The following is a 21,041-nucleotide window of genomic DNA, read 5'->3' on the forward strand; positions in this document are numbered from 1 at the left end:
TCCTCTAACAGGTTGGGGTGCGACCATCGAACCAGTGACCCCTGGTTGAGGAGGAACACGTAGTGCTTCGCCGAATCCTGCTGGGCATGTCCCGCAGCTCACAGATCAAGAAGGCGGTGTCGTCGCTGCCGGTGTCCAGTGGCATCGTCGCGCGCTTCGTCGCCGGTGAGACCGCTCCCGAGGCCGTCCTGGCCACCGAGAAGCTGGTCAGCAACGGGCTGAGCGTCACGCTCGACCACCTCGGCGAGGACGTCACCGACCCGGCCGCCGCGACCGCCACGGCCGACGCGTACCTGGAGCTGCTGAAGAAACTCTCCGCCGCCGGCCTGACCAAACATGCCGAGGTCTCGGTGAAGCTGTCCGCGGTCGGGCAGGCGCTGCCGGGTGACGGCGAGAAGATCGCGCTGGAGAACGCGCGGACCATCTGCCTCGCCGCCCGCAACGCCGGCACGACGGTGACGCTGGACATGGAGGACCACACCACCACCGACTCCACGCTGGGGATCCTGCGCGAGCTGCGCCAGGACTTCCCGGCCACCGGCGCGGTCCTGCAGGCGTACCTGCGGCGGACCGAGGCCGACTGCCGTGACCTCGCGTACGCAGGCTCCCGTGTCCGGCTGTGCAAGGGTGCGTACAAGGAGCCGGAGTCGGTCGCGTTCCAGGAGAAACGCCAGGTCGACAAGGCCTACGTCCGCGCCATGAAGGTGCTGATGAACGGCAAGGGCTACCCGATGATCGCGTCGCACGACCCGCGGCTGATCCGGATCGCCGGCGCGCTGGCCGACCGCGCACGCCGTACGCCGGGCAGCTACGAGTACCAGATGCTGTACGGGATCCGCCCCGAGGAGCAGCTCCGCCTGGCGGGCCTCGGCCACACGGTCCGCGTCTACGTCCCGTACGGCGAGGACTGGTACGGCTACCTGGTCCGGCGCCTGGCCGAGCGCCCCGCCAACCTGCAGTTCTTCGCCCGCTCTTTGATCAGCAAGAAGTAATCAGCACGGATAGCCGTACTGCGTGCCGTACCAGGCGCTCCAGGGGGTGAAGTTCCGGGTGTCGCCGTCCTTGAGCTCGTACATCTGCCAGCGGACGCACTTGCCTTCGGTGTGGTCGTAGTTGCACTTCCCCCAGCCTTCAGCGGATGGGAGCGCCTGGCAGTACCGGTCCTTGCCGTAGTTGGTCTGGACATGCACCACGGCGGCCCAGCCGTTCGCGATGCCGTCCACGACCCACTGGTCGTCACCGACCCACTGGTAGCAGGTGGCGCCGATCTCGGCGGCGAAGAGGATGCAGTGGTCGACGGGCGCCGTGTAGGAATAGCCGGCCGTCGACATCGCGGCGGGGGCGGCCGCGGTCGCCATGGTCGGACTGGTCAGCGTTCCGGTGTCGCCGTCATCGGCGTCCGTGGTGGTGGCGGTGGCTTGGGTCAGGCCGCTGGTCAGCAGCAGCAGAGCGGCGGCAGGAATGGCGAGGGCGCGCAGCAGTCGCATGGGCGGTTCCTTCTCGGGGCGGAGGAGTGCGGGTGGAGAGCCTATGTTCCGGCTGGTGGGCAGCGGGACCGGGATCTGAGCAGTTCGTCAGTAGTCTGTTGGCATGAGTGCAAAGGTGGCCGTCCTCGGGGCGGGTGTGATGGGGGAGACGTTGCTGTCCGGGCTGATTCGGGCCGGGCGGCGACCGGAGGACCTCCTGATCACCGAGCGCCGGGAGGAGCGCGCCGCCGAGCTGCGTGAGCGGTACGGCGTCGACGTCGTGTCGAACGTGGAGGCGGCCAAGCAGGCGGAGACGCTGGTCCTGGTGGTGAAGCCGCAGGACATGCCGGACCTGCTCGCCGAGATCGCCCCGGCCGTGCAGCCGTCGCAGACCGTCGTCTCGCTCGCCGCCGGTATCACCACCAGCTTCGTCGAGTCGCGGCTGCCCGAAGGCGTGGCCGTCGTCCGGGTCATGCCGAACACGCCCGCGCTGGTCGACGAGGGCATGGCCGCGATCTCCCGCGGCGCGCACTGCGACGAGAGCCACCTGGAGCTGGCCGAGAGCCTGCTGGCCGCGACCGGCCGGGTGATCCGCGTGCCGGAGAAGCAGCAGGACGCGGTCACCGCGATCTCGGGCTCCGGCCCGGCGTACCTGTTCTTCGTCGTCGAGGCGATGATCGAGGCCGGTGTCCACATGGGCCTGCCGCGCGGCACGGCGACCGACCTGGTCGTGCAGACGGTGGTCGGCTCCGCGAAGCTGCTACGCGAGACCGGCGAGCATCCGACGGTGCTGCGCGAGCGTGTGACGTCCCCGGGCGGTACGACGGCCGCCGCGGTCCGCGAACTCGAGGACCACAAGGTCCGCGCCGCGTTCCTGTCCGCGATCGAGGCCGCTCGCAACCGGTCACGGGCCCTGGCCGCCGAGTAACACCTCCTGCACGGGTGGCGTTAAGGTGGGCGCCGAGGTTTCCCACCAGGTTCGAGGGATGAGTGTCCGCCCATGACTAATGGTTCGGTCGAGCCGGTCGCCGCGCCTGCGCAGCAGCAGGACGTGCCGCCGCTCCCGTGGCGAGTGCCGCTGGACCCGGCGCCGTGGTGGGCCTGGGCGCTGTTCGTGCTGCCGTTCGTCCTCGTGCCGGCGCTGAACTCGTGGCTCTGGATGGGCGCCCGCGACATGCTCGCCGTCGGGCTGCTGACGATCATCGGCGCGTCGGTCGTCCGGGTCGCGGGCGGCGTCGTGCTGTACCGCGTCGAGCTGTTCCCGACCGGCCTGAAGGCCCGGACCAGCATGCTGATCCGCAGCCTGGCCTGGCAGGACGTCGGCAAGATCGAGGTCGGCGACGACAACGTCGTGCTGACCCGCGGCCCCGACGAGCACGAGATCAACGGCATCCCCGCGGACCGCACCGGCGAGGTCGCCGCGGTGATGGAGGCCCTCCGCGAACGCTCCCTCACCACCCAGGTCCGCCGCCACCGCCCACGCCCCGGCATCGGCACCGCCCTCGTCCTGCTCTACATCATCCTGTCCATCGGCGCCTTCCTGCTCCGCTGGCACATCGTCATCTGACCACCCACGGCCCTTCGCCGGTCAGCTTGTCGACCCGCACCCGCACCACGGTCGCACCGGCGTACACCTGCTCGGTACCGAACGGGAATTCCTCCTGACCGAGATACTTCCGCGTCAGCCGGTCCATCAGCGTCTTGTACTCCGGGTTGCCGGGTCCCTCCAGCCGCACGGTTCCGCGCACGACCAGGTACTGCGTCAGCCCGCGCGGGCTGATCCGGTCGTCCTGCACGACCAGCGTGATCCGCGGGTCGCGACGCAGGTTCCGGGTCTTCCGGTGCTTCTCCTCGACGCCGAACAGAAGCTCGTCGCCGTCCCGCTCCACCCACACCAGCGCGGCCTGCGGGGACCCGTCCGGGTCGATCGTGATCATCGTGACGTCCTTCGGCTCGTCGAAGAGCCGGTAGCTGCTCTCGGGAAGTCTGCTCATGCGGCAGACGCTAGACAGCGCCGTGGGAACCTCTGGGTACCCTGACCGCTGTGCACGGAGTGGAACCCGGAGACGTCTTCCTGGCCGACTGCCCGGCCCGGCTCGCGGTCGAGGTGATCGCCGACAAGTGGGCGGTCGTGGTGCTGTGGGGCCTCAACGATCACGCCAGACGGCACTCCGAGCTGCTCGAACTGATCGGCGGCATCTCGAAGAAGGTGCTCACCCAGACGTTGCGCCGCCTGCAGGCCAACGGCCTGGTCAGCCGCACGGACCACGGCGGGGTACCGCCCCGGGTCGAGTACGAGCTCACCGAACTCGGACGCACGCTGATGGGACCGATCCGGTTGCTCACAGAGTGGGCAGAGGAGAACGGTGAGGCGGTGCTGGAGGCCCAGGAGAGAGGATGACCGCATGGACTTTTCTTTGTGGCCTGCGGCTTCCCGGACTTGGCGGTCGGTGCTCGAGGGATCCGAGTACGCCGAGCGGACCGGCTGGCACGGCGTGTGGATCGCTGACCATTTCATGCAGAACGGGGACGACCTGAGCGTCCCGGTGAACGAGGCGCTGGCGCTGGTTGCCGGGATCGTCGCGCGGACCGAGCGGGTGCGGGTCGGCACGATGGTGCTGGGGAACACGTACCGGCACCCGGCCGTGGTGGCGAACGCGGCCGCGACCATCGACCAGATGGCGGACGGCCGGTTCGTGCTCGGGATCGGTGCGGGCTGGCAGGTGAACGAGCACGAGGCGTACGGCATCGAGCTGCCGGCCATCGGTCCGCGGCTCAAGCGCTTCGAGGAGGCGTGTCAGGTGATCAAGGGCCTGCTCACGCAGGACCGCACCACCTTCGACGGTACCTACTACCAGCTCACCGACGCACCCTGCGAACCCAAGCCGGCCAATCTCCCGATCCTCATCGGTGCGTCCGGTGAAAAAGTTGCCCTGGGCATCGTTGCGCGGTACGCCGACGAATGGAACCACTGGGGGCGGCCGGAGCTGGCGGCACAGAAAGGCGAGGTGTTCGCCCGGCACTGTGAGCGGGTGGGCCGTGATCCCCGGACCGTCAGGCGCTCGGCGCAGACGTTCCTCGAGATCGTCGAGCCGGGTGATGCCGAGGCCGCCGAGCGCAAGGAGCGGCTCGAGGCGCGGGGAGCGCACGTGGTCATGGGGTCGGCGCAGGAAGTGCTCGACGTCGTCGCGCAGTACCCGGCGGCCGGGATCGACGAGTTGCTGGTCCCGGACGCGTTCCTCGGTGAGGGCAGCCGGCGGTTCGACGCGCTGGAGCGGCTGCGCGAAGAGGTGCTAGCCAAGGTCTAGCGTCGCGACCACCGGCCAGTGGTCGCTGGGCACCCGCCCGTCCGGGCGGTAGTGCGAGACGGCCGCGTCGGTCACGGTCCACGTCGGCGTGACGAGGATGTGGTCGATGCGGTCGTCGTCGGTCGCTCCGGTGAAGTCGTGCCAACTGCCGCCCGCCTCGGCCGGTACGGCGATCCGCAGCCCGGAGTCGACCAGCGTCTTCAGCGGCGGGGAGTCCGGCGTCGCGTTCAGGTCGCCCATCACGATCCACGGCACCGACCCGGTGATCCAGCGCGCGATCAGCCGGGACGACTGCAGCTGCGCGACCTCGCCCGCGTGGTCGTAGTGCGTGTTCACGACCCCGATCGTCGTACCGTTGCGGTGCCGCAGCCAGACCAGCGTCGCGACCCGCGTCAGGTCGGCGTCCCACCCGATCGAGCCCGGCGTGCCCGGGTCGTCGGACAGCCACCGGGTCTCGTGCCGCTCGACCCGCCAGTCGCCGGGCCGGACCAGGACGGCGGCGTGCTCACCCGCGCTCATCCCGTCGTCCCGCCCGGCGCCGACGAGCTCGTACTTCGGGAACCGCCAGCGCAGGTACTCGAGCTGGTCGGGCAGCACCTCCTGCAGCCCGACCACGTCCGCGTCCAGATGCTCGATCGCCGCCACGGTCGCCTTCCGCCGGACCGGCCAGGCATTGTCGCCGTCGGGTGCCGAGGAGTTGCGGATGTTGAACGAAGCGGCGCGGATCTTCATACAGGTGATCCTGCCAAACCCATCGCGACCGTCGCCGCCCGGAGTCGGGGTGTGCTCGACTCGAGCGCCCGGTCCCGGCCCTGCGCGAGCAGGTTCTCGATCGCGCCGCGGTCGGTCGTGAGCCGCGCGTACTCCTTCTGCAGCGGCTCGATGACGGCCAGCACCGCGTCCGCGACGTCCTGCTTCAGTGCGCCGTACGACGCGTAGGACCTCGCCAGCTCGACCGGATCGCCGTCGGTGCAGGCCGCGAGGATCTCCAGCAGGTTGGTGATCCCGGGCTTGGCCGCTTCGTCGTGGCGGACCTCGTTCCCGGAGTCGGTGACGGCGCGCATGATCTGCCGGCGGATGACGTCCGGCGGGTCCAGCAGCCGGATCGTGCCGATCGCGTCGTCGGCGTCGGACTTGCTCATCTTCGCGGTCGGGTTCTGCAGGTCCTTCACCCGGGTCGCGAGCGCCGCCTTGTTCAGCCGCGGGACGACGAACGTCTCGCCGTACTCGCGGTTGAACCGGATCGCGATGTCCCGGGCCAGCTCGACGTGCTGGTCCTGGTCGCCGCCGACCGGCACCTGCTCCGCGCCGTACAGCAGGATGTCCGCGGCCATCAGGCACGGGTACGTGAACAGCGAGGCCCGCGTCATCGGGCGGCCCTTGCCCTTCTCCTTGTACTGGATCATCCGGGACAGCTCACCGACGTACGACGTGCACTCCAGCAGGTACGCGAGCTGGGCGTGCGTGGGGACGTCGGACTGGACGAAGACGGTGCCTTCGGGGACACCGGCCGCGAGCATCAGCGTCGCGAACTCCCGGGTCAGCGCGGCGAGTCTTCGGGGGTCGTGCCTGGTCGTCATCGCGTGCAGGTTCGCGACGAAGTAGAAACCGTCCGGGTCGGTGAACCGGCGCAGCGCGCCGAGGTGGTTGCCGAGCGTCAGCCGGCCGGACGGGGTGATGCCGGAAAGCGAGGTCATGATCGTGCCCTTTCGGTGTGTGGAGCCCCACCGAGGGCATAAGAAAAGGCCGCCTCGGCGAGGCGGCCTCAGTGGATGCGTGCGAACACGCCGGGGGACCGCCCTAGGCGGCCCACCACAGCTGCAAGTTCGTGTTCACGGCTCCAGCATATCTCACCGCTGGACGAGCGACTGGACGATCAGCTCGTTGCGGGCGTCCTGGCCGAGCGGCACCGTCGGGTGCACGCCGTCGCGCAGGTAGTTGAGCAGCCGGTACGGCTTGACCCAGAGCCACTCGGCCCAGCGGATGATCCGCAGGTTCGGGTACTTCTCCTGGGCGTCGTAGAGCTGCATGTTGAGCCACGAGCTGTTCCGCTGGTCGGCGAGCTGCACGGTCGAGGTCACGCTCTTGCGGACCACCTGGATGTTGACCCAGTACAGGATCCGGTTCTGGCCGACGATGCTGACCGCCCGGGCGACCTGGGCGGCGAACTTCGGCGGGTCGAAGATGTCGTTGGAGCCGCTCGCCATCAGCACCCGCCGCGGCAGCCCGTACGCCGACGCGCACTGCTGGAGTGCGTCGACCGCGCCCGAGGTCGGGCGGCTGGACCAGTTGTTGACGGCCAGCTGGCTGCCGTCGCGGTCCTGCAGCCTGATCGCGAGCGCCTTGCCGTCCTGCACGGAGATGCTGTCGCCGAACATGAACACGCCGTTGGTCTCGCGGGTGTGCTGGAACTGCGCCGCGGTGGAGATGGCCCGGGTCGCGCCGGCCCAGGAGCCGAGCACGCCGGAGCCGTACGGCCCGGTGTCCGCCGTGGTGGTGGCGGATGCGGTCTCGGTCGAGGCGGCCACCGTGGCGGCCGCTGCGGCAGCCGCTCCTACTGTAAAGATCTGCCGCCGGTTGGGTTTCATTTGCCTCACCGGAGAACTTTGGCTGCCCACGGAGGGTACTCGCAAGTCCGAATCTCACTGTCCGCAGTCGGGCGGCGTCGCGACGGACCCAAAATCTGCGGTTCCGGCGCCTCTGTCGGCGAAATCTGTAACGCTTTGCAGTCCGGCGCCGATGAATCGACTGTTGGACCGCATGGCGGGCCGGCGCGGCCAGGGAGGGGTGTCGCGCCGTCCGTAGCCGTTGAGCCCGGACCCCGCTCAACCCGGCTGGGGGCTTCGGACCCGCGCTCGCGCAGGCGCGACGGTTAAGGTCGAGGACATGAGCGGTGAGGCCTTGCTGGTGTTCGACGACGGGTTGACGGCGTACGACTTCGGCCGGGGGCACCCGATGAGCCCGATCCGGGTGGAGCTGACGATCAAGCTCGCCCGCGAGTTCGGCGTCCTCGATCATCTCAAGGTCGTGCCCGCGCCGACCGCCGACGACGCGCTGCTCGAGACCGTGCACACGGCCGAGTACGTGGCCGCGGTGAGGCAGGCGGGCGAGCACCCCGACGAGGCCGATCCGGTGCACGGCCTGGGGACGACCGACACGTACTGCTTCCCGCGCATGCACGAGGTCTCGGCCCGGATCGCCGGCGCCACCGTGGAGGCGGCCCGCGCGGTGTGGGAGGGCGACGTCCTGCACGCCGCGAACGTCGCCGGCGGCCTGCACCACGCGATGCCCAACCAGGCCAGCGGATTCTGTGTCTACAACGACCCGGCGATCGCGATCCAGTGGCTGCTCGACCACGGCGCCGAGCGGGTCGCGTACGTCGACGTGGACGTCCACCACGGCGACGGCGTCCAGGCCGTCTTCTACAACGACCCGCGTGTGCTGACGGTCAGCCTGCACGAGTCGCCGACCACGCTGTTCCCCGGCACCGGGAGCGCCGGCGAGACGGGCGGTCCGGGCGCGGAGGGTACGGCGGTCAACGTCGCACTGCCGCCGGGCACCGGGGACGCGGGCTGGTTGCGCGCGTTCCACGCCGTCGTGCCGGACGTCGTGAAGGCGTTCCGGCCGAGCGTGCTGGTCACGCAGCACGGCTGCGACTCGCATGTCGAGGATCCGCTGGCCCACCTGACCAAGACGATCGACGGGCAGCGGGCGGCGTACGCGGCGCTGCACGACCTCGCGCACGAGGTGTCGGACGGGAAATGGGTCGCCACCGGCGGCGGCGGGTACGCGATCATCGACGTCGTGCCGCGGGCCTGGACGCATCTGCTGGCGATCGTCGCCGGCACCCCGATCGACCCGGCGGCACCGGTGCCGGACGCCTGGCGCGAGGAGGTCCAGCTGCGGTTCGGCCGGGTCGCGCCGCTGCGGATGACCGACGGCCGCGACGCGTCGTACGTCGACTGGTCGAGCGGCTACAACCCCGACACCTGGCTCGACCGTGCCATCAAGGCCACCCGCGACGCGAGCTTCCCCCTGCTGGGTCTCGACCCGAGCTACTGAGTCACACGAGTCCCCCTCTTTCCCATTCGTACCAACAGCCACTACGCTCGTGACATGCACGGACGGAGGTGCCGGAGGGGAAGCCGGCGCACGATCCGTGCTGGAAGTGCGGTGCGCAATGGCATCAAAGAAGTCCGGTGGTGAGCAGCCGCTCGCCGAGGTGAAGTTCCTGACCGTGGCGGAAGTCGCCACGGCCATGCGCGTGTCCAAGATGACGGTGTACCGGTTGGTGCACTCCGGTGAGCTGCCCGCGGTGCGGGTGGGTCGTTCGTTCCGGGTGTCGGAGGACGCCGTGCACGACTACCTCAAGGGCGCCTTCTTTCAAGCCGGATAACCACGAGAACGAGGCGGCCCGGACCGAGAGGTCCGGGCCGCCTCGTCGTTCACTCAGCGGGTCAGGCCTCGGAGTGCGGCGGTGGCCGCTTCCAGCGCGTCGGGCGGGATGTCGGCCCACAGCTCGGCGTGGGCGGCCGAGCTGGCCTTCACGGCTTGCTCGGCGAGGGTGATTCCCTCCGGGGTCAGGCGGACCTGCGTGCCGCGGCCGTCGTCCGGGTCGGGTTCACGGACGACCAGACCGCGACGGACCAGCTGATTGGTCACGTTGCTGGTGCCGCCCGAGGACAGCAGCAGGATCCGGACCAGGTCGGACGGCTTCTGCCGGTACGGCGCACCGGACCGGCGCAACGAGACGATCACGTCGAACTCCGCCATGGTCAGCTCCAGGTCACGGAGCACCCGCCGGGTCGCCGAGTTCAGCTCGCCGGCCAGCAGCATGATCCGCTTCGTCAGCTCGCTGCTCGGATAGAGCACCTCGGGCAGCTCGTGCTCCCACGAGGCGATCAACCGGTCCACAGGGTCGTCGGTCACGGTTGACAGACTAGCTTTCTTTGATGATAGCTTTCTTCAAAGCTTTCTACTGAGGGAGATGTTCGTGAGGCTGCTGCTGAAGGGCGGGACGGTGATCGACACCTTCCCGGAGGTCGTCGTCCGCCGGGAGACCGACGTCCTGATCGAGGACGGGCGGATCGCCGCGGTCGGCCCGGGGCCGGCCACCGACGCGGAGGTGATCGACGCCCGGGAGCGGATCGTGCTGCCCGGGTTCGTCGACACGCATCGGCACCTGTGGCAGACGGCGTTGCGGGGGAGCGCGGTCGACGCCGGGCTCGGGACCTACTTCGAGCAGGTGCTCGGCCGCCACGGCTCCCGGTTCCGGGCGGAGGACGTTGCAGCAGGCAACCTCGTCGGCGCGCTCGAGTGCCTGGACGCCGGGATCACCACCGTGCAGGACTATTCACACGTCCAGCGCACCCCCGACCACGCCGACGCGGCGCTGGACGCGTTGGAGCGCAGCGGCATCCGGGCCGTCTTCGGCTACGGGCCGTCGCCGTTGAGCGGCGGCGCCGTGGATGCGGGACAGATGCGGCGGATCATGGCCCGGCGCTCGGCGCGGCTCGAGCTCGCGGTGGCGGCGATCGGGCCGTCGTACGTGCCGTTCGAGACGGTCCGGGCGGACTGGGAGCTGGCGGACTCGCTCGATGTGCCGGTCGTGGTGCACATCAGCAGCAGCTCGGACACGCCGGATCCGGTCACGCGGTTGCGGGACGCCGGCCTGGCCCGGCCGACCACGCTGTACGTCCACGGCAACAACCTGCCCGACTCCGAGCTGAAGGTGATCGCGGAGACCGGTGCGGCGGTGTCGGCGACGCCGACCGTCGAGGCGCGGATGGAGATGGGCCGGCCGTTGGCGGGAAGGCTGCGGGCGGCCGGGGTCGACTTCAGCCTGGGTATCGACGTCGTGACGACGGCCGGGGGCGACATGTTCCGGGCGATGCACGAGGTGCTTTCCCTCGGCTACCAGACGTTCTCCGCCGCCGAGGTGCTGCAGCTGGCGACGTGGGGCGGCGCACGAGCGCTGGGCCTGCCTGACGTCGGATCGTTTGCTGTCGGCAACCAGGCGGACGTGATCCTGCTGCGCACCACGGACCTCAACCTGGCCGGCGGCCTGCACGACCCGGTGGCCACCGTGGTGACGGCTGCTCACCCCGGCAACGTCGACACGGTCCTGGTCGGAGGCACGCCGGTCAAGCGGGACGGTCGCATCGTCAGCACTTCGCTGCCGAGCGCCCTGGCCGAGCTCGCGGCGTCGACGGCGTACCTCACGACCAGCTAGCGGTTCAGCAGGTCGCGGAGCGCCGCGGTGATTTCGGCCGGGGCTTCCTCGGCCATGAAGTGTCCGGCCGTGGTGGTCCGGTGGTGGAGGTCGGTGGCCCAGGCGTTCCACCGGGCGGCGGCGTCGAAGCCGAGGGCGGCGCCCCAGTCCTGCTGGATCACGGTCACCGGCATCCCCAGTTTGTTGCCCCGGGCAAGGTCCTCCGCATCGTGGGTGATGTCGATCGTCGCCGTGGCGCGGTAGTCCGCGACGATCGACGGCACGGCGCGCCGGCAGGCCGCCAGGTACGCCGCGCGGACGTCGGCCGGGATCGCCGCGGGATCGTTCACCCACTGGTCCAGGAAGTAGCCGAAGAACTCGTCCGAGCTGGCGGCGATCATCCGCTCCGGCAGACCGGGCGGCTGCGCCATCAGATACAGGTGGAAGCCGACGGCCGCACTCGCCCCGTGCATCACGTCCCACATGTCGAGGTTCGGCAGGACGTCCAGACACATCAGGTGGGTGACGACATCGGGGTGGTCGAGACCCGCACGGAACGCCACCAGGGCTCCCCGGTCGTGCCCGGCCAGGGCGAACCGTTGATGCCCCAGCTGAGCGGCCACGGCGACGATGTCGGCTGCCATGGCCCGCTTCGAGTACCCCTCGGCCGGCTTGTCGCTCTCGCCGTACCCGCGCAGGTCCGGGCAGATGACGGTGTGGTCCGCGGCCAGTGCGGGCGCGACGTGCCGCCACATCAGGTGCGTCTGCGGAAACCCGTGCAGCAACACGATCGGCGTGCCGGATCCGCCCACTGCGACGTTCAGTGCGACACCGTCCGTGCCTGTGATCCGCTGGTAGTCAAAGCCTTCGATCTTCATATCGACCAGCGTCGCGGACCTGGATGAGCAACGGATGAGCGCTACCGTGGCCGGGTGGACTTCGGGGTGCTGGGACCGGTGGTGGCGGCCCGGGACGGGGAACCGGTCGACCTGAAGGGCCGGCGGCACCGCGCGGTGCTCGCCCGGCTGATCGTGGCGCGGGGGCGGGTCGTGCCGGCGCGTGTGCTGGTCGACGATCTGTGGGCTGATCCTCCCGAAGGTGCGCTGAGCGCCGTGCGGACGTTCGTGGCCGCACTGCGCCGCGCCATCGAGCCGGACCGGGCACCCCGGCAACCGGCCCGGCTGCTGGTGACGTCAGGTCCTGGATACGCCTTGAAGACGGAGAACGTCGACGCGTGGCGCTTCGAGACTGCGGCCAGGGCGTCGCTGCCTCCGGAACAGCTGCTGCCGGAACTCCTGGCCGGGTTGGCTTTGTGGCGAGGGCCGGCGTACGCCGAGTTCCTGGACGAGCCGTGGGCGTTGGCCGAGCGTGCCCGGCTGACCGAGCTGCGGTTGCAGGCCGTCGAGCGGGTCGCGGAGACGCGGCTGGGGCTGGGACGCGCTGCCGAGGCGGTGCCGGATCTTGACGCTCACGTCACCGAGCACCCGTGGCGTGAGGACGCGTGGCGGTTGCTGGCGCTCGCGCTGTACCGGAGTGAGCGTCAAGGCGACGCTCTCGCCGTACTGCGTCGCGCCCGGGACACTCTGGTGGGTCAGCTCGGCGTTGATCCGGGGCCCGCGCTCAGTCGGCTGGAGAGCGACATCCTCAACCAGGCGGCGCATCTGACGCCGGCCGGCACTGTCTGGGCCGAGGCCGCCGCGGCGTACGACCGCGCCGTCGGCGGCTCGCGCGCCCGGATCGAGTCGACGGTCGGGCTGCTGCGCAACCTCGCGGTCACCGGAGGCGGCGGCCTGGAAGCGGCTCGCCGGCATCGCCTCGCCGCCGTTTCCGCGGCCGCGGAGCTCGGCGACCCCGATCTGACCGCGCGCGTCATCGGCGCGTACGACGTACCGGCGATCTGGACGCGCTCCGACGACGAGGCGCAGGCGGCCGCGATCGTGGCGGCGGCGGAACGTGTCCTGTCGACGCAGGATCACGCCGGCATCCGCGCCCGCCTGCTCGCCACGATCGCCCTGGAGTCCCGCGGCTCCCGTGCGCCGCGGGCCCGCGAGGCAGCTCTCGAAGCCGAGCAGCTCGCCCGCGGCCTCGACGATCCCGCGCTGCTGGCGTTCGCACTGAACGGTCTCTTCATGCAGACCTGCTACCGCGCCGGCCTCGCACCCGAACGCGATGCGATCGGGGCCGAGCTCGTCATGCTCGCGCAGCGCCACAACCTCTTCACCTACGAGGTTCTCGGCCACCTGATCCGCCTGCAGTCGGCGTGTGCGCGAGCCGATCACACCGCCGCCGACGAGCACGCCGCGGCCGCGGACGCGTTGGCCGCCCGGCACGAACTCCCGCTCGTCGCCGTCTTCACCCGCTGGTACGCCGCCCTCCGCGCCGACACCCCCGAGGCGTACCGCGCCGCCGCCGCGCTCCTCGACGGTGCGGGCATGCCAGGCCTGAGCGAGGGACTGCTGCCGCTGGCCCTGGCCGCGCACGCCGTACGGCACGGCGAACCGATCCCCGAGGCCGACTACGGACCACACACTCCATGGGTGCACGGATCACCGGATCCGCCGCCCGGTCTGCTGTTCGAGGCGTACTGGGCCTTCACCGCCCACAGCACCAGAGACGCCGAACTGTTGGCAAGAGCGCGAGCCGCTCTCGCGCCGGCGGCCGGCGAACACGCGGCCGGCAGCGGCCTGCTCACCCTCGGCCCGATCGCCGACTACCTCGGCTAGAGATCGTCCGGAGAACTCGACTCGGACTTCCGATCGGCCTGTTGACGCAGCTCGTGGTGCGACTGGTGCGCCGTCGTCCGGTACGCCTCCTCGTACGCCGCCAGCGCGCCCGCCACCCCGGATCCGCGCCCGCGACGCTTGGCCCAGGAGGCGAACCAGGCCAGCCCGGCGAGCACCAGCGCCAGCCCGGCCAGGAACACGACGTACGCCATGCCGCCACGGTACCCGGACGCTCCCAGGGTCCTCCCAGGAATCTCGCAGTACCGTCGCAGGCCGGGAGACCAGGATGGAATCACCAACCTGAAGGAGGCTCCCGATGCCGATCCGTATCGTCAAGACCGTTGCCGTAGGCACCATCGCGACCCTGGGCCTGGCCGCCGTCGCCTTCACCCCCGCCGCCTACGCGAGCACCAGCACCAAGACCGCCACGCCTCACCTGGCCGTCCTCACCAAGCCGATCGTCCCGGTCGCGGTCCGGAAGGCCGCCTAAGGCTTCCGCGCCCGGAACGCGAGCGCGTGCGGGATGTCGTAGCCGCCGGGCTCCTCGAAGCGCTCGACGACCAGACCGCTGCCGATGACGACGTTCAGGTAGTCGGCCAGGGTGAGGTGGGACATGCCGATCCGCCGGCGGATCCCGTCCTCGGCCCACCAGGGCATCTCGGTGTGCCAGCCCGATTGCCGGTACGTCGGATGCACCGTCCGGCGACCGTCGTCCTCGTAGACGACATGCGGTCCGTTGAAGCAGGGATGCACGCCGTACGCGACCAGGATCCCGCCGGGCCGCAGCACCCGGGCCGCCTCCCGCAGGACCGCGCCGAAGTCGTCGACATCGGTCGAGATCCACAGCGAGATCGCGGTGTCGAACGACGCGTCCGCGAACGGCAGTGCCGCGGCGTCACCGTGCAGCAACGCGCCGTCGGTGCGCGCCCGGGCGCGGCCGAGCTGGTCGATCGAGAAGTCGAGCCCGACCGGGGTCCGGCCGCTGGCGCGGACCGTCGCGAAGTTCCGCCCGGTGCCGCAGCCGATGTCCAGGCACGGCCCGGATCCGGCTCCGAGCAGGTCCAGCAGACCGGGCTGATGCGGCTCCGCGCCGGCCACGAACCGCTCGTCGTACCACTCCGCCAGACCGTCGTACCGAGCCTTCATCCAGCCTCCCCAGGTCACCGCCAGCCTACCGGCGGAGCCTGCTTTAGGTCGGGGAAGCGACCTCCGGGTAAGCTTTGCCGACGTTCTCTTTGAGTTTGGATGGTCCACTGTGGGTTCCGTAATCAAGAAGCGCCGTAAGCGGATGGCGAAGAAGAAGCACCGTAAGCTGCTGAAGAAGACGCGGGTGCAGCGCCGCAAGCTCGGTAAGTAAGCAGGTCTGCCGCGCCCGGTCCGGCTGGGGGTAGCTCGTGGCACACGTGGTGATGGTGACCGGCGTCTCGAGAGACGCCGGTGCTCGCTGTGCTCGCAGACTGGCCGAGGATCCGTCGATCGACACCGTGCTCGGTGTCGACGTGGTTCCGCCGCGCGCGGAGCTCGGACGGGTCCGGTTCGTCCGGGCCGACATCCGTAACCCGGTGATCGCCAAGGTGATCGCCGCCGAGGCCGTGGACACGGTCGTCCACACCGGCGTCGTGGCCACTCCCGGCAGCGCCGGCGGCCGGTCGTCGATGAAGGAGATCAACGTCATCGGCACCATGCAGCTGCTCGCCGCGTGCCAGAAGGCGCCCGGCGTGTCCAAGCTGGTGGTCAAGTCGTCCACCACGGTGTACGGCGCGGGTGCGCGGGACCCGGCGATGTTCACCGAGGAGATGGCGCCGCGGGCGATCCATCACCACGGGCTGAGCAAGGACGCGGTCGAGGTCGAGGGATACGTGCGGGGCTTCGCCCGGCGCCGCCCCGACGTCTGCGTCAGCACGCTGCGGATGGCGAACTGGATCGGTCCCAAGACCGACTCGCCGATCACGCGGTACTTCGGCCTGCCGGTCGTCCCGACGGTCCTCGGGTTCGACGCCCGCCTGCAGTTCCTGCACGAGGACGACGGCGTGGAGGCGATCCACCACGCGACCGTGCACGACCTGCCCGGGACGTTCAACCTGGCCGGTGACGGCGTGCTCTCGCTGTCCCAGGCGATCCGCCGGCTCGGCCGCCCCACGCTGCGGATGCCCTCGTTCACCGCGTCCGGCACGGCCGCCGTCGTCCGGCGGGCCCGGCTGGCGGACTTCTCGCCGGACCAGATCACCTTCCTCACCTTCGGCCGCGGCGTGGACACCACGCGGATGCGGACCGAGTTCGGGTTCGAGCCGAAGTACACGACCGCGGAGGCCTTCGACGACTTCCGCCGCTCGCTCGGGACCGGCGCAACGACGCGGGTGTCGAGCCTGCTCAGCGCGGGGCTGGGGGCGTTGCGTGGCTGACGCGGACGTCATCCCGATCGGTTCCGGCGGACGTCCGGGCCGGGGCAGCGAACGCCGTACGACGCCGTCGGCCGCGGCCCGTGCGCTCGCCGGGGACGGCGGCCGCGCGAAGAAGCGCCGGGCCGGGGCCGCCGCCAAAGGCACCGAGGACACGACCGCGGATCCGCGGTCGACGGAGCTCCAGGGTGAGCCGGCCGGTGCCGTGCCGGATGTCGACGGACCCGAGCTGCCGCCGTTCGACTTCGCCGGGCTCGAGCGGGCGGTTCGCGGTCTGTTCGGCGAGGACGGCGAGCGCCGGGTCGCCGAATGGCTGGCGTTCCTGCGCCGGCGGCTGACCGGCGACTACCAGCTGGACGAGTTCGGGTACGACCGCGACCTGTCCGACCAGGTGCTGCTGCCGATGCTGCGGCCGATGGTGGAGAAGTGGTTCCGGGTCGAGGTCCGGGGGATCGAGAACATCCCGTCCGACGGCAGCGCGCTGATCGTCGCGAACCACTCCGGCACGATGCCGCTCGACGGGCTCGTCACCCAGGTGGTCGTCTCGGACCACACCGGACGCCCGCTGCGCACGCTCGCGGCGGACCTGGTCTTCCAGACGCCGTTCGTCGGTGAGCTGTCCCGCAAGGGCGGCGCGACGCTGGCGAACAACGACGACGCCGAGCGGCTGCTCCGGCAGGGCAACCTGGTCGGCGTCTGGCCGGAAGGCTTCAAGGGACTCGGGAAGCCGTTCTCCGAGCGGTACAAGCTGCAGCGCTTCGGGCGCGGCGGGTTCGTCAGCGCGGCGATGCGGACCGGCGTACCGATCGTGCCGTGCTCGATCGTGGGCGCCGAGGAGATCTATCCGCTGGTCGGCAACATCGCCTCGCTGGCCCGGCTGCTCGGCGTGCCGTACATCCCGATCACGCCGTTCTTCCCGCTGCTCGGGCCGCTCGGCCTGATCCCGCTGCCGTCCAAGTGGCTGATCGAGTTCGGCGAACCGATCCGCACCGACGAGTTCCCCGACGGCGCCGCCGACGACCCGATGCTGGTCTTCAACGTGACCGACCAGGTCCGCGAGACGATCCAGCAGACCCTCTACACGCTGCTCATGCAACGCCGCAGCGTCTTCTTCTAGGCCTACGCAGAAGCCCCCGGCACACGATCCGTGTGCCGGGGGCTTCTCGTCGCTGCAGGCCTACTTCCAGGGTGGGAGCAGGGTCTGGATGATTCCCGGCAGGTTGATCAGCGGTGTCGTCGGGAACGGCCACGGCCAGGACGGCGTGGTCGGGGTCAGTGAAGGCAGCACCGTGGGCGTCGCAATCGGCGAGTTTGACGACGACGGCTGTGGTGGCGTCTTCAGGCTGGTCGGTGGTGCGGTGGACTCGCCCACGATGGTGGTGTTCGGCACCTTCGTCGGCGTGGCGCTCGGCTCCTGCGTGCTCGAGCCGACCGGTGTCGGGATCGTCGTCGACGCCTTGGGGCTCGACGACGCCTTGACCGGGTTGCTCGACTCCGAGCCTGTACCGGGCGTGGTGCGGCCCGGCTGGTTGTTGGTACCGGTGCCGGTGCTCGGCGCACCGGACGGCTTCGGGGACGCACACTTCGGGCAGGCCGCCGAGGTGAGCTGGGTCAGCTGCTCGATCGTGGCGAACGCCTCGACGCCGGACTTCAGTGACTCCGGCGGGAGGTTCGGCGTCGCCGCCACCAAAGCCTGGCGGGCACTGGTGATGAACGAGGTGATCGCGGTGATCGAGCTCTCGTCGCCGTTCTGCTGGTACGAGGCGAGCAGCCTGGACACGCCCTTGCGGGACTGCGCCGAGAAGTCGTCCAGGGTCGCGTTGATCGTGCCCACGGACCCGCCGTTGCCGGCCAGCTCGCGGACTTCGGACAGTCGGGTCATCGCGTGCTCGAGATCGCGCCGGCCGCGGGAGTCGTCGCCGACCCCGACGTTGGTCGCCACGTTCTCGATGCTGCGCTTCATGCCGTACAACGTGTCGCCGGGCATGGCCTGCTGAGCGGCGGCGGCGGAACCGATGCCACCTCCGAGCAGCACCAACGCGGCGGTGCTGGCCACCAGGCGGATCCTCCGGCCCTGGCGGCGACGGATATCTGTCACGGACGCGCCAACGTCCTCGCTACCCGGCGGGTCGTCCGAGTCGTCTGGTGCGGTGTGCACCGTCAGCGGAGTCGCAGTGGTCGCCGCGCGCGCCGCCGCCTGCTCCAACAGGCGGTGCCGCAGCTCGGCACTGAACTCCGGTCGCGGTGCAACTGCGCCGGCGGTCCTCAGCCGTCCGACCAGTTCCACAGCTTCCAGTAACTCGGGGTCGTCGCCCAGTCGCGTGGAGTGACGGGGCCCGTGATCGACGGCGTGCGCGAATGCCTCCGCGCGCGCTCGAGCCCTGTGTAGGTCACTCATGAGTTCTCGTTCTCCTCAATGGCCAGTCGGGGTCACCGACAGGTCCTCACCAGGCAAACGAGGTAACTCCCTGACGGGTTACGAAAGACGTTCGTTGTCATCCGCCTCATCTCAAGTCCTTGGGGATAACCTTCGCCAAGTGCCGTACGGCCCTCAGTTGCAGTTGCTTGACGGCGCCCTCGGATTTCTCCAGCGCCTTGGCCGTCTCGGCGATCGACAGGCCGGCGAAGAACCGCATCGTCAGGCAGTCGCGTTGCTCGTCGGGCAGGCCGGCGACCGCGTCCCGGAGCACCTCGGCGGTGGCCGCGGCCAGCACGTCGATCTCCGGACCCTCGGTCTGCCGGTCGTGGGTCTCGATCTCGTCGGTGACCACCTCGAGCCGGACCCGGCCGGACTTGTAGTGGTCGGTGATCAGGTTCCGGGCGATCGTCACCAGCCAGGCGCCGAAGTCCCGGCCCTGCCAGCGGAACGAGTCCAGTGCGCGCAGCGCCCGGACGAAGGTCTCGCTGGTCAGGTCCTCGGCGAGTGCCGACGAGGACACCCGGGCGTAGATGTAGCGATAGACGGTGAGCGAGTACTCGTCGTACAGCTCGCCGAAGGCACCGACGTCCCCGGCCTGGGCGCGATCGACGAGCTCCGCACGTCGCATCCCGTCCGGGCTTGGTTCCGGCGTGGTCAAGTGTTCTCCCCGTTCAACTGACACGTCGTTCGACACATCCGCGAATGGCCACAGCGACTGGGACAGCACCGAACGTTACTGCTCGGGCACGTGCTGTCAACAGGCTGGGGCGTGCCGCCTTCCGTCCGGTCCGATGGTCACGAATGCGCCAGCGGACTGCCTCCGTCGACGGAGCAGCCTGCTGTCGGGGGTGGTGCATCGCGCATGAGGTCCCCGCGCGGCCGGGTTTCTGCAGTGTGAGGTTCAGCAGAAGCGCGTCCGCGAAGTCACCTGTATATCGGTGGTTACGCTCCGCTGCAACCATTCTGTGCAAGACGGTTGCTCAGGGCGTGGATCCCGGTCGTGACAGACTCGCCTGGTGAAGGTGAATTTCGCGGACATTCTTCGTGACACAGCGCAACGTCACGGCGAGCGTCCCGCGCTGGTCGACGGGGATCGGCGGCTGACCTGGAGCGAGCTCGACCAGGCCGTCGACCGGACCGCGCAGGGACTCGCCGCGGCCGGTCTGGTGCCCGGGTACCGGGTCTTGCTCCTGGTTGCCAACAGCATCGAGTTCGTCACGTCCTACCTGGGCGTTCTCCGGGCCGGGCTGGTCGCCGTACCGCTGAACACCGGGCTCACCAAGGCCGAGCTGGCGACCGTGACGGCGCACTCCGGAGCCCGGCTGGCGATCGCCGGACCGGGGCTCGCGGACCGGTTCGAGGGCATCCGGACCGTGGCGCCCGGCGAGCTCCAGGGTGACGCTCCGTTACTTCCGTCGATCGACCCCGAGACCCTCGCGGTGCTCCTCTACACCTCCGGAACCAGTGGAGATCCGCGGGCCGCGATGCTCACCCATCGGGCACTCGCGGCGAATGTCCGGAACCTGAGCGACCTCGGCGAGGACCGGATGGGCCCCGACGATGTGGTCCTCGGCGTGCTGCCGATGTTCCACGCCTTCGGTCTGAACGCGGTCCTCGGCTGGGCCGTCGCGAGCGGCGCCATGCTCGTCGTCGAGCAGCGTTTCGACCCCGAGCAGACTCTCGACCTGATCGGCAGGTACGGCGTGACGCGGCTGCCGCTCGCTCCGCCGGCGCTGCACGCGCTGCTGACCCGGACCGATCTGCGCGAGGCGCTCAAGACGGTCAAGGTCGTGCTGACCGGGGCCTCCACGCTGGACCGGGCGCTCGCGGACCGCTTCGAACAGGCCAGCGGCCACCATGTCCACCAGGGATACGGCCTCACCGAGGCGTCCCCGGGGGTCACCACCACGCTGGGCGAGGCGGAGCCGAAGCCGGGCTCGGTCGGCCGCGCGCTGCCGAACGTGGAGATCCGGATCGCCGACGAGCAGGGCGAGGATGTCGAGGGCGACGACCCCGGCGAGATCCTGATCCGTGGCGGCAACCTGTTCTCCGGCTACTGGCCGGACGGTGTCGACGGGCCGGACGCGGACGGCTGGTACCGCACCGGCGACGTCGGGTTCCTGGACGGCGACGGCGACCTGTTCCTGGTCGACCGGCTGCGTGAGCTGATCATCGTGTCCGGGTTCAACGTGTTCCCGAGTGAGGTGGAGGACGTGCTGGTCGCCGCTCCGGGGGTCCGGGAGGCCGCGGTCATCGGCGTGCCGTCCGAGGAGACCGGCGAGGCGGTGAAGGCGTTCGTGGTGCCGTTGCCGGACGCATCGGTCGACGTCGCAACGGTCCGCGAGTACGCCGGGGGCCGGCTGGCACGGTTCAAGTGCCCCGTCGAGATCGAGGTGGTGGACAACCTGCCGCACTCGGTGACGGGCAAGGTCGCGAAGGGCCGGCTGCGAGGTGCGGACCAGTGACCGAGCGCAGCGAGGGCACCAAAACAACACAGCGCGCTCGTGCCTCATCG

General features: G+C 70.2%; 25 protein-coding genes. 14 read left to right on the forward strand and 11 right to left on the reverse strand.

Features of this window, described 5'->3' with window-relative positions; translation table 11 throughout:
* Positions 1–62 precede the first annotated feature (62 nt).
* Positions 63–992 (forward strand): proline dehydrogenase family protein, encoded by a 930-nt coding sequence (locus tag ABZW60_RS28780; protein ID WP_355482023.1) that lies wholly within the window; start codon positions 63–65, stop codon positions 990–992.
* Here the strand turns inward: ABZW60_RS28780 and ABZW60_RS28785 are convergent, their stop codons facing one another.
* Positions 993–1,487 carry a hypothetical protein gene (locus tag ABZW60_RS28785; RefSeq protein WP_355482025.1) on the reverse strand — a complete coding sequence of 165 codons (495 nt, stop codon included), beginning with the start codon at positions 1,485–1,487 and terminating at the stop codon, positions 993–995.
* A gap of 103 nt (positions 1,488–1,590) precedes the next feature.
* Between ABZW60_RS28785 and proC the strand changes: the two genes are divergently transcribed.
* Both proC and ABZW60_RS28795 read left to right on the forward strand, forming a co-directional pair.
* Positions 1,591–2,394: a pyrroline-5-carboxylate reductase gene (proC, locus tag ABZW60_RS28790; protein WP_355482027.1), complete on the forward strand. Its 804-nt coding sequence runs from the start codon at positions 1,591–1,593 to the stop codon at positions 2,392–2,394.
* A gap of 72 nt (positions 2,395–2,466) precedes the next feature.
* A complete protein-coding gene (locus ABZW60_RS28795; RefSeq protein ID WP_355482028.1) occupies positions 2,467–3,033 on the forward strand; it encodes a hypothetical protein in 567 nt (188 codons plus the stop codon).
* Here the strand turns inward: ABZW60_RS28795 and ABZW60_RS28800 are convergent.
* Positions 3,026–3,460, reverse strand: coding sequence for a PPOX class F420-dependent oxidoreductase (locus tag ABZW60_RS28800; RefSeq protein ID WP_355482030.1), 435 nt, complete (start codon positions 3,458–3,460; stop codon positions 3,026–3,028). The two genes, ABZW60_RS28795 and ABZW60_RS28800, sit on opposite strands and share 8 nt — an antisense overlap.
* Positions 3,461–3,510: 50 nt before the next feature.
* Here ABZW60_RS28800 and ABZW60_RS28805 point away from each other — a divergent pair, with 50 nt between their 5' ends.
* Both ABZW60_RS28805 and ABZW60_RS28810 read left to right on the forward strand, forming a co-directional pair.
* On the forward strand, positions 3,511–3,867 hold the full coding sequence (locus ABZW60_RS28805; RefSeq protein WP_355482032.1) for a helix-turn-helix domain-containing protein: 357 nt from the start codon (positions 3,511–3,513) through the stop codon (positions 3,865–3,867).
* A gap of 4 nt (positions 3,868–3,871) precedes the next feature.
* Positions 3,872–4,774, forward strand: a complete 903-nt coding sequence (locus ABZW60_RS28810; protein WP_355482034.1) for a TIGR03560 family F420-dependent LLM class oxidoreductase — start codon at positions 3,872–3,874, stop codon at positions 4,772–4,774.
* Here the strand turns inward: ABZW60_RS28810 and ABZW60_RS28815 are convergent.
* From ABZW60_RS28815 to ABZW60_RS28825, 3 genes are all read right to left on the reverse strand, one after another.
* Positions 4,760–5,506, reverse strand: coding sequence for an endonuclease/exonuclease/phosphatase family protein (locus ABZW60_RS28815; RefSeq protein WP_355482036.1), 747 nt, complete (start codon positions 5,504–5,506; stop codon positions 4,760–4,762). The two genes, ABZW60_RS28810 and ABZW60_RS28815, sit on opposite strands and share 15 nt — an antisense overlap.
* Positions 5,503–6,471 (reverse strand): tryptophan--tRNA ligase, encoded by a 969-nt coding sequence (gene trpS, locus ABZW60_RS28820; protein WP_355482038.1) that lies wholly within the window; start codon positions 6,469–6,471, stop codon positions 5,503–5,505. Before trpS ends, ABZW60_RS28815 begins: the two co-directional genes overlap by 4 nt.
* Before the next feature lie 153 nt (positions 6,472–6,624).
* Positions 6,625–7,362: a hypothetical protein gene (locus tag ABZW60_RS28825; RefSeq protein WP_355482040.1), complete on the reverse strand. Its 738-nt coding sequence runs from the start codon at positions 7,360–7,362 to the stop codon at positions 6,625–6,627.
* 298 nt (positions 7,363–7,660) lie between these two features.
* Between ABZW60_RS28825 and ABZW60_RS28830 the strand changes: the two genes are divergently transcribed.
* On the forward strand, positions 7,661–8,836 hold the full coding sequence (locus ABZW60_RS28830) for an acetoin utilization protein AcuC (protein ID WP_355482042.1): 1,176 nt from the start codon (positions 7,661–7,663) through the stop codon (positions 8,834–8,836).
* A 118-nt stretch (positions 8,837–8,954) separates the two neighbouring features.
* Entirely contained in the window at positions 8,955–9,170 is a 216-nt protein-coding gene (locus tag ABZW60_RS28835) for a helix-turn-helix domain-containing protein (protein ID WP_012923942.1), read from the forward strand.
* A gap of 53 nt (positions 9,171–9,223) precedes the next feature.
* Here the strand turns inward: ABZW60_RS28835 and ABZW60_RS28840 are convergent, their stop codons facing one another.
* The gene (locus ABZW60_RS28840; RefSeq protein ID WP_355482044.1) at positions 9,224–9,703 is read right to left on the reverse strand and encodes a MarR family transcriptional regulator; all 480 of its coding nucleotides are present in this window, start codon (positions 9,701–9,703) and stop codon (positions 9,224–9,226) included.
* 64 nt (positions 9,704–9,767) lie between these two features.
* On the opposite strand from ABZW60_RS28840, the gene ABZW60_RS28845 reads away from it, so the two are divergent.
* Positions 9,768–11,006, forward strand: a complete 1,239-nt coding sequence (locus ABZW60_RS28845) for an amidohydrolase family protein (RefSeq protein ID WP_355482046.1) — start codon at positions 9,768–9,770, stop codon at positions 11,004–11,006.
* On the opposite strand, the gene ABZW60_RS28850 is transcribed toward ABZW60_RS28845, so the two are convergent.
* Positions 11,003–11,863, reverse strand: a complete 861-nt coding sequence (locus ABZW60_RS28850) for an alpha/beta hydrolase (protein WP_355482048.1) — start codon at positions 11,861–11,863, stop codon at positions 11,003–11,005. The two genes, ABZW60_RS28845 and ABZW60_RS28850, sit on opposite strands and share 4 nt — an antisense overlap.
* A 54-nt stretch (positions 11,864–11,917) precedes the next feature.
* Between ABZW60_RS28850 and ABZW60_RS28855 the strand changes: the two genes are divergently transcribed.
* Complete coding sequence (locus tag ABZW60_RS28855; protein ID WP_355482050.1) at positions 11,918–13,708, forward strand: BTAD domain-containing putative transcriptional regulator; 1,791 nt, start codon at positions 11,918–11,920, stop codon at positions 13,706–13,708.
* Here the strand turns inward: ABZW60_RS28855 and ABZW60_RS28860 are convergent.
* Positions 13,705–13,920 carry a hypothetical protein gene (locus ABZW60_RS28860; RefSeq protein WP_355482052.1) on the reverse strand — a complete coding sequence of 72 codons (216 nt, stop codon included), beginning with the start codon at positions 13,918–13,920 and terminating at the stop codon, positions 13,705–13,707. The genes ABZW60_RS28855 and ABZW60_RS28860 overlap by 4 nt on opposite strands.
* 104 nt (positions 13,921–14,024) lie before the next feature.
* Here ABZW60_RS28860 and ABZW60_RS28865 point away from each other — a divergent pair, with 104 nt between their 5' ends.
* Positions 14,025–14,198, forward strand: coding sequence for a hypothetical protein (locus ABZW60_RS28865; RefSeq protein ID WP_355482054.1), 174 nt, complete (start codon positions 14,025–14,027; stop codon positions 14,196–14,198).
* On the opposite strand, the gene ABZW60_RS28870 is transcribed toward ABZW60_RS28865, so the two are convergent.
* Positions 14,195–14,854, reverse strand: coding sequence for a class I SAM-dependent methyltransferase (locus ABZW60_RS28870; RefSeq protein WP_355482056.1), 660 nt, complete (start codon positions 14,852–14,854; stop codon positions 14,195–14,197). The two genes, ABZW60_RS28865 and ABZW60_RS28870, sit on opposite strands and share 4 nt — an antisense overlap.
* A 109-nt stretch (positions 14,855–14,963) precedes the next feature.
* Here ABZW60_RS28870 and ABZW60_RS28875 point away from each other — a divergent pair, with 109 nt between their 5' ends.
* The 3 genes from ABZW60_RS28875 to ABZW60_RS28885 are packed head-to-tail and all read left to right on the forward strand — an operon-like array spanning position 14,964 to position 17,224.
* Positions 14,964–15,065, forward strand: coding sequence for an AURKAIP1/COX24 domain-containing protein (locus ABZW60_RS28875; RefSeq protein WP_008356322.1), 102 nt, complete (start codon positions 14,964–14,966; stop codon positions 15,063–15,065).
* Positions 15,066–15,117: 52 nt separating this feature from the next.
* Positions 15,118–16,110 (forward strand): NAD-dependent epimerase/dehydratase family protein, encoded by a 993-nt coding sequence (locus ABZW60_RS28880; RefSeq protein WP_355482993.1) that lies wholly within the window; start codon positions 15,118–15,120, stop codon positions 16,108–16,110.
* On the forward strand, positions 16,103–17,224 hold the full coding sequence (locus ABZW60_RS28885) for a lysophospholipid acyltransferase family protein (RefSeq protein ID WP_355482058.1): 1,122 nt from the start codon (positions 16,103–16,105) through the stop codon (positions 17,222–17,224). The genes ABZW60_RS28880 and ABZW60_RS28885 overlap by 8 nt, the downstream gene beginning before the upstream one ends.
* Positions 17,225–17,284: 60 nt before the next feature.
* Here ABZW60_RS28885 and ABZW60_RS28890 read toward each other — a convergent pair whose 3' ends face one another.
* On the reverse strand, positions 17,285–18,163 hold the full coding sequence (locus ABZW60_RS28890) for a DUF5667 domain-containing protein (protein ID WP_355482060.1): 879 nt from the start codon (positions 18,161–18,163) through the stop codon (positions 17,285–17,287).
* A gap of 448 nt (positions 18,164–18,611) precedes the next feature.
* The gene (locus tag ABZW60_RS28895) at positions 18,612–19,184 is read right to left on the reverse strand and encodes a sigma-70 family RNA polymerase sigma factor (protein ID WP_238332099.1); all 573 of its coding nucleotides are present in this window, start codon (positions 19,182–19,184) and stop codon (positions 18,612–18,614) included.
* 358 nt (positions 19,185–19,542) lie between these two features.
* Between ABZW60_RS28895 and ABZW60_RS28900 the strand changes: the two genes are divergently transcribed.
* Complete coding sequence (locus tag ABZW60_RS28900) at positions 19,543–20,991, forward strand: AMP-binding protein (protein WP_355482062.1); 1,449 nt, start codon at positions 19,543–19,545, stop codon at positions 20,989–20,991.
* The last annotated feature ends 50 nt before the right edge of the window (positions 20,992–21,041 follow it).

The organism is Kribbella sp. NPDC003557, from assembly GCF_040610805.1.
Taxonomy (GTDB): domain Bacteria; phylum Actinomycetota; class Actinomycetes; order Propionibacteriales; family Kribbellaceae; genus Kribbella.

Excerpts from the sequence above, each read along its gene's own strand:
- proC (WP_355482027.1), top strand. The coding sequence starts at position 1,591 with ATGAGTGCAAAGGTGGCCGTCCTCGGGGCGGGTGTGATGGGGGAGACG.
- ABZW60_RS28825 (WP_355482040.1), bottom strand. The coding sequence starts at position 7,362 with ATGAAACCCAACCGGCGGCAGATCTTTACAGTAGGAGCGGCTGCCGCA.
- ABZW60_RS28865 (WP_355482054.1), top strand. The coding sequence starts at position 14,025 with ATGCCGATCCGTATCGTCAAGACCGTTGCCGTAGGCACCATCGCGACC.
- ABZW60_RS28835 (WP_012923942.1), top strand. The coding sequence starts at position 8,955 with ATGGCATCAAAGAAGTCCGGTGGTGAGCAGCCGCTCGCCGAGGTGAAG.
- ABZW60_RS28880 (WP_355482993.1), top strand. The coding sequence starts at position 15,118 with ATGGTGACCGGCGTCTCGAGAGACGCCGGTGCTCGCTGTGCTCGCAGA.
- ABZW60_RS28815 (WP_355482036.1), bottom strand. The coding sequence starts at position 5,506 with ATGAAGATCCGCGCCGCTTCGTTCAACATCCGCAACTCCTCGGCACCC.
- trpS (WP_355482038.1), bottom strand. The coding sequence starts at position 6,471 with ATGACCTCGCTTTCCGGCATCACCCCGTCCGGCCGGCTGACGCTCGGC.
- ABZW60_RS28860 (WP_355482052.1), bottom strand. The coding sequence starts at position 13,920 with ATGGCGTACGTCGTGTTCCTGGCCGGGCTGGCGCTGGTGCTCGCCGGG.
- ABZW60_RS28830 (WP_355482042.1), top strand. The coding sequence starts at position 7,661 with ATGAGCGGTGAGGCCTTGCTGGTGTTCGACGACGGGTTGACGGCGTAC.
- ABZW60_RS28850 (WP_355482048.1), bottom strand. The coding sequence starts at position 11,863 with ATGAAGATCGAAGGCTTTGACTACCAGCGGATCACAGGCACGGACGGT.
- ABZW60_RS28810 (WP_355482034.1), top strand. The coding sequence starts at position 3,872 with ATGGACTTTTCTTTGTGGCCTGCGGCTTCCCGGACTTGGCGGTCGGTG.
- ABZW60_RS28785 (WP_355482025.1), bottom strand. The coding sequence starts at position 1,487 with ATGCGACTGCTGCGCGCCCTCGCCATTCCTGCCGCCGCTCTGCTGCTG.
- ABZW60_RS28870 (WP_355482056.1), bottom strand. The coding sequence starts at position 14,854 with ATGAAGGCTCGGTACGACGGTCTGGCGGAGTGGTACGACGAGCGGTTC.
- ABZW60_RS28800 (WP_355482030.1), bottom strand. The coding sequence starts at position 3,460 with ATGAGCAGACTTCCCGAGAGCAGCTACCGGCTCTTCGACGAGCCGAAG.
- ABZW60_RS28795 (WP_355482028.1), top strand. The coding sequence starts at position 2,467 with ATGACTAATGGTTCGGTCGAGCCGGTCGCCGCGCCTGCGCAGCAGCAG.